Annotated in this window: 4 protein-coding genes and 1 tRNA gene; all 5 read left to right on the top strand. The window is 71.4% G+C overall.

The genetic code is table 11. From position 1 onward, the window contains the following. Positions 1-217 precede the first annotated feature (217 nt). The 5 genes from hutH (at position 218) to ACO1X9_RS07625 (ending at position 5,474) form a co-directional block, all read left to right on the top strand. Positions 218-1,738: a histidine ammonia-lyase gene (gene hutH, locus ACO1X9_RS07645; RefSeq protein WP_486350227.1), complete on the top strand. Its 1,521-nt coding sequence runs from the start codon at positions 218-220 to the stop codon at positions 1,736-1,738. Then, positions 1,735-3,387 (top strand): urocanate hydratase, encoded by a 1,653-nt coding sequence (gene hutU / locus ACO1X9_RS07640; protein ID WP_486350226.1) that lies wholly within the window; start codon positions 1,735-1,737, stop codon positions 3,385-3,387. The genes hutH and hutU overlap by 4 nt, the downstream gene beginning before the upstream one ends. Next, positions 3,387-4,223 carry an arginase family protein gene (locus tag ACO1X9_RS07635; RefSeq protein WP_486350225.1) on the top strand — a complete coding sequence of 279 codons (837 nt, stop codon included), beginning with the start codon at positions 3,387-3,389 and terminating at the stop codon, positions 4,221-4,223. Before hutU ends, ACO1X9_RS07635 begins: the two co-directional genes overlap by 1 nt. Beyond that, positions 4,220-5,374, top strand: coding sequence for an imidazolonepropionase (gene hutI / locus ACO1X9_RS07630; protein WP_486350224.1), 1,155 nt, complete (start codon positions 4,220-4,222; stop codon positions 5,372-5,374). The genes ACO1X9_RS07635 and hutI overlap by 4 nt, the downstream gene beginning before the upstream one ends. Before the next feature lie 10 nt (positions 5,375-5,384). Further along, positions 5,385-5,474, top strand: a tRNA-Ser gene (locus ACO1X9_RS07625). Positions 5,475-5,590: the final 116 nt, after the last annotated feature.

Genomic DNA, 5,590 nt, shown 5'->3' with positions numbered 1-5,590 from the left:
GAGTGCCCGCCGAAGGCGGGTGTATCGAAACCCCACCCACCCCGCGGGTTGAGTGCCCGCCGAAGGCGGGTGTATCGAAACCCACCCCGAGTAGCCCGAATGGTGGGTTTCGATACACCGCGCTGCGCGCGGCACTCAACCCGCGAGGTCTCGCATACGAGACAGGGGATGCCGACATCCTCTCGATCCCCGTACGACGCGGGAGCAGCATGGCGGCATGAGTGTCGTCGTGGGTGTCGGAGCCGTGTCGATCGACGACGTCGTCGCGGTCGCCCGCCACGACGTGCGGGTCGAGTTGGGCATCGACGCTCGGGCGGCGATCGCCGACTCGCGCAAGATCATCGACGACCTGGCTGCCGACCCGGTGCCGCACTACGGCGTCTCGACGGGGTTCGGCGCGCTCGCGACGACGCACATCCCGCTCGAGCGTCGGCAGCAGCTGCAGCGGTCGCTCGTGCGGAGTCACGCCGCCGGCACGGGTCCGCTCGTGGAGCGCGAGGTCGTGCGGGCGACGATGCTGCTGCGGCTCTCGACCCTCGCCACCGGACGCACCGGGGTGCGCCCCGAGGTCGCCGAGCTGTACGCCGGGATGCTCAACGCCGGCATCACTCCCGAGGTGCGGGAGTTCGGCAGCCTCGGCTGCTCGGGCGACCTCGCCCCGCTCGCCCACCTCGCGCTCGCCGCGATGGGCGAGGGCTACGTCACCACCCGCGACGGCAGCCGGCAGAAGGCATCCGATGCCCTCGACGCCGCGGGGCTGGAACCGGTGGTTCTCGCCGAGAAGGAGGGCCTCGCCCTCATCAACGGCACCGACGGGATGCTCGGCATGCTGTCGCTCGCGATCGTCGACCTCGACGCCCTGCTGAGAATCGCGGATGTCATCGCCGCGATGAGCATCGAGGGCCTCGCCGGCACCGACCGGGTGTTCGTCGAAGACCTGCATGCCCTCCGCCCGCATCCCGGCCAGCAGCAGTCGGCCGCGACGATGCGCGCCGTGCTCGCGGGCAGCCCCGTCATCGCCGCCCACACCACGAACGGCTTCACGCGGGTGCAGGATGCCTACTCGCTGCGGTGCGCCCCGCAGGTGCACGGCGCCGCTCGGGACACCCTGTCGCACGCGGCCCTCGTCGCCGACCGCGAGCTCGCGAGCGCGATCGACAACCCGGTGGTGACGCTCGACGGGCGGCTCGAGTCGAACGGCAATTTCCACGGCGCCCCCGTCGGCTACGTGCTCGACTTCCTCGCGATCGCGGCGGCGGATGTCGCGAGCATGAGCGAGCGGCGCACGGATCGGTTCCTCGACAAGACCCGCAACGGCGGGCTGCCGCCGTTCCTCGCCGACGACCCGGGCGTCGACTCGGGCCTCATGATCGCGCAGTACACCGCCGCGGGGATCGTGAGCGAGCTCAAGCGCCTGGCCGTTCCGGCATCCGTCGACTCGATCCCGACGAGCGCCATGCAGGAAGACCACGTGTCGATGGGCTGGTCGGCGGCGCGCAAGCTGCGGCGCAGCCTCGACGGGTTGGGGCGGGTGCTCGCCGTCGAGCTCATCGCCGCCGCCCGCGGCATCGAGATGCGCGGTGAGGGCTCGTCGCCCGTGAGCGCCCGGGTCATCGAACTCCTCCGCCGCACGGTGCCCGGCGCCGGACCCGACCGCTACCTCGCCCCCGAGATCGACGCCGCCGTCGACCTTGTGCAGGGCCCCGACCTCGACGCTCTCGTGAAGGAGATCGCATGAACGGCCCCCGTCCCGTGCGCGCCCACCGCGGCACGCAGCTCAACACCCTCGGCTGGCCGCAGGAGGCGGCGCTGCGGATGCTGCAGAACAATCTCGACCCCGAGGTGGCGGAGCATCCCGACGAGCTCGTCGTCTACGGCGGCACCGGCAAGGCCGTGCGCGACTGGGCGAGCTTCGACGCGATCACCCGCACGCTCACCACGCTCAAGGGCGACGAGACGCTGCTCGTGCAGTCGGGCAAGCCGGTCGGCGTGCTGCAGACGCACGAGTGGGCGCCGCGCGTGCTGCTCGCCAACTCGAACCTCGTGGGCGACTGGGCCAACTGGGACGAGTTCCGCCGGCTCGAGGCGCTCGGGCTCACGATGTACGGCCAGATGACGGCCGGCTCGTGGATCTACATCGGCACGCAGGGCATCCTGCAGGGCACCTATGAGACGTTCGCCGCGGTGGCGGCCAAGCGGTTCGGCGGGTCGTTGGCGGGCACGATCACCCTGACGGCCGGACTCGGCGGGATGGGCGGCGCGCAGCCCCTGGCGGTCACCATGAACGACGGTGTCGCGATCGTCGTGGATGTCGACCCCTCGCGTATCGCGCGGCGGCTCGAGCACCGCTACCTCGACGTGCTCGCGTCGTCGGTCGATGAGGCTCTGTCGCTGGCGTACGAGGCCCGGGATGCCCGCCGCCCCCTGTCGATCGGTGTCTTGGGCAACGCCGCGGCGGTGTTCCCCGCGTTGCTGGCGATGGGGGCCGAGATCGACATCGTCACCGACCAGACGAGCGCCCACGACCCGCTCGCCTACCTGCCGCTCGAGTACTCGGTCGACGAGTGGTCCTCGGCGCGCACCCGCGATCCTCAGGGTTTCATCGAGGCGGCGCGCAACTCGATGGCGCGACACGTCGAGGCGATGGTCGGCTTCCAGAAGGCGGGGGCCGAGGTCTTCGACTACGGCAACAACCTCCGCACCGAGGCGCTCACCGCCGGGTACGCGGACGCCTTCGCCTTCCCGGGCTTCGTGCCCGCGTACATCCGCCCGCTGTTCGCCGAGGGCAAGGGGCCGTTCCGCTGGGCGGCGCTCTCGGGCGACCCCGCCGACATCGCGGCGACCGACCGGGCGATCCTCGAGCTGTTCCCCGAGAACGAGTCGCTCGCGCGCTGGATCAAGCTCGCCGGGGAGCGGGTGCACTTCCAGGGGCTGCCCGCGCGCATCTGCTGGCTCGGCTACGGCGAACGGGATGTCGCCGGCCTGCGCTTCAACGACATGGTCGCGTCGGGCGAGCTCAGCGCCCCGCTCGCGATCGGCCGCGACCACCTCGACGCCGGTTCGGTCGCCTCGCCCTACCGCGAGACGGAGGCGATGCTCGACGGGTCGGACGCGATCGCCGACTGGCCGCTGCTCAACGCGCTCGTCAACACCGCGTCGGGGGCATCCTGGGTGTCGATCCACCACGGAGGAGGTGTCGGCATCGGACGCTCCATTCACGCGGGCCAGGTGACGGTCGCCGACGGCACGGCGCTCGCCGGGGAGAAGATCGCGCGCGTGTTGCGCAACGATCCGGGGATGGGTGTCATCCGACACGTGGATGCGGGGTACTCCGAGGCCGTCGACACTGCGGAACGGCTGGGCGTGCGCATCCCGATGGCGGAGTGATGGCCGCTCTCTTCGAGGACCCGCTGTGGCCACGGGCCGGGGGGTGGCCCGCGCCGTCAGGGCATGCGGATGTCGTGCTCGTCGGGGTGCCGGCGTGGTCGCGGTCCATCACCCCGGGGTCGACGCACACGACGCCGGCGGCCGTGCGGGAGGCGCTGCGTCGGTACTCGCTGTCGTCGTCGCTCGTGATCGCGGATGCCGGAGACCTCGTGGACCCGGACGCTTCCGTGTCGGAGGCGGCAGCTGCGATCGCCGCGCTCGACGCCTCGCTCGTGATCGCCCTCGGCGGCGACAACGCGGCGACGGTGCCGGTGGCGCTCGGGCGTGCTGCCGACGGGCTCGTGACGGTCGACGCCCACTACGACCTGCGGGACGGGTCGTCGAACGGGTCGCCCGTGCGGGAACTGCTCGAGGCGGGCATCCCCGGGTCGCGGATGGCCCAGCTCGGCATCGAGCCGCTCGCCAACTCCGCCGCCTACGCTGCGCGTGCGGTCGAGGCAGGCATCACCGTCGTGCCGCGTCGGGCGCTCGTCGGCCTCTCGCTCGCCGACGTGATGACCTCGACCCTCGACGACCTCGGGGCGACCCGCGTGCACGTCGACCTCGACGTCGACGCGTGCGACCGCGCCGTCGCCCCGGGATGCCCGGCCTCCGTGCCCGGCGGCCTCTCGGCGCTCGACCTGCGGAACGCCGCGTTCGCCGCGGGAGCGCACCCGTCGGTCGTGTCTCTCGATTTCACAGAAGTCGATGCCGCGCTCGACGCCCCCGACGGCCGCACCGTGCGGCTCGTGGCGCTGTGTGTGCTCGAGGCGATCCGGGGGTTCGGAACGCGATGAGCACCCTCGTGACCGGCATCGGCGAGCTTGTGGCGTTCACGCCCGAGTTCGATGTGCTGCGGAACGCAGCGCTCGTCATCGACGACGGTCGCGTCGCGTGGGTGGGGCCGTCGACGTCGGCTCCGGCCGCCGACTCGGTGCTGGATGTCGAGGGTCGCGCGGTCATCCCGGGCTTCGTCGATTCGCACGGGCACCTCGTCTTCGCGGGCGATCGTGCCGACGAGTTCGAAGCGCGGATGGCGGGGGAGGCGTACGAGGCCGGTGGCATCCGACGCACGGTGCGGCTCACGCGCGCGGCTTCTGACGAGTCGCTCGCGTCGAATGCCGCGCGACTCGTGGCCGAGGCGCGGGCACAGGGCACGACGACGATCGAGATCAAGTCGGGCTACGGGCTCACGGTCCCCGACGAGGAGCGCTCGCTGCGCATCGCGTCGCAATTCACGCCCGAGACCACCTTCCTCGGCGCGCACGTCGTGCCCGACGGAATCCCGCGGGACGCGTACGTCGACCTGGTGTGCGGCGAAATGCTCTCGGCCGCAGCGCCCTTCGCGAAGTGGATCGACGTCTTCTGCGAGACCGGCGCGTTCACGGTCGATGAGACACGCCGCATCCTGCTCGCCGGCCGCGCGGCCGGACTGGGCCTGCGGATGCACGCCGCCCAGCTCGGCCCGTGTTCTTCGGCGATCGAGCTCGGGGTCGAGCTGGATGTGGCGTCGATCGACCACTGCACCTACCTGACGTCCGCCGACATCGACGCGCTGGCATCCTCGTCGACGGTCGCGACGCTGCTGCCGGGCGTCGACTTCTCGACGCGACACCCCTACCCGGATGCCCGCCGCCTCGTGGATGCCGGCGTCACCATCGCCCTCGCCTGCGACTGCAACCCCGGCTCGTCGTACACGACGTCGATGGCGTTCTGCATCGCCCTCGGCGTGCGGGAGCTCGGCCTCACGCCGCTCGAGGCGGTGCGGGCGGCGACGCTCGGTGGGGCGGCGGCGCTGCGACGATCGGATGTCGGGACGCTGCGGGTCGGGGCTCGTGCCGACCTCGTGGTGCTGGAGGCGCCGTCGTACGTGCACCTCGCGTACCGTCCGGGTGTGCCGCTTGTGCACCGGGTGCTCACGTCGTCGCCCGAGGGCGACTTGGGTTAGGATCGTCGGCGGTACCGTGTCCGAGCGGCCGAAGGAGCATGTCTCGAAAACATGTGATGGTGCAAGCCATCCGTGGGTTCAAATCCCACCGGTACCGCCAATGTCCTGTCTCAGGACATAGGAAACCCTCGAACCCTCAGGTTCGGGGGTTTCTTGTTGTGCGGGGTTGGTAGTCGCGGTTGGGGTCGATGGTGAGTTCGCGGAGGAGCTCGCCGG

It is taken from the genome of Pseudolysinimonas sp. (genome assembly GCF_057350545.1).
Note: the sequence above shows the minus strand (reverse complement) of the source record. Positions and strands in the feature narration are given on the sequence as shown.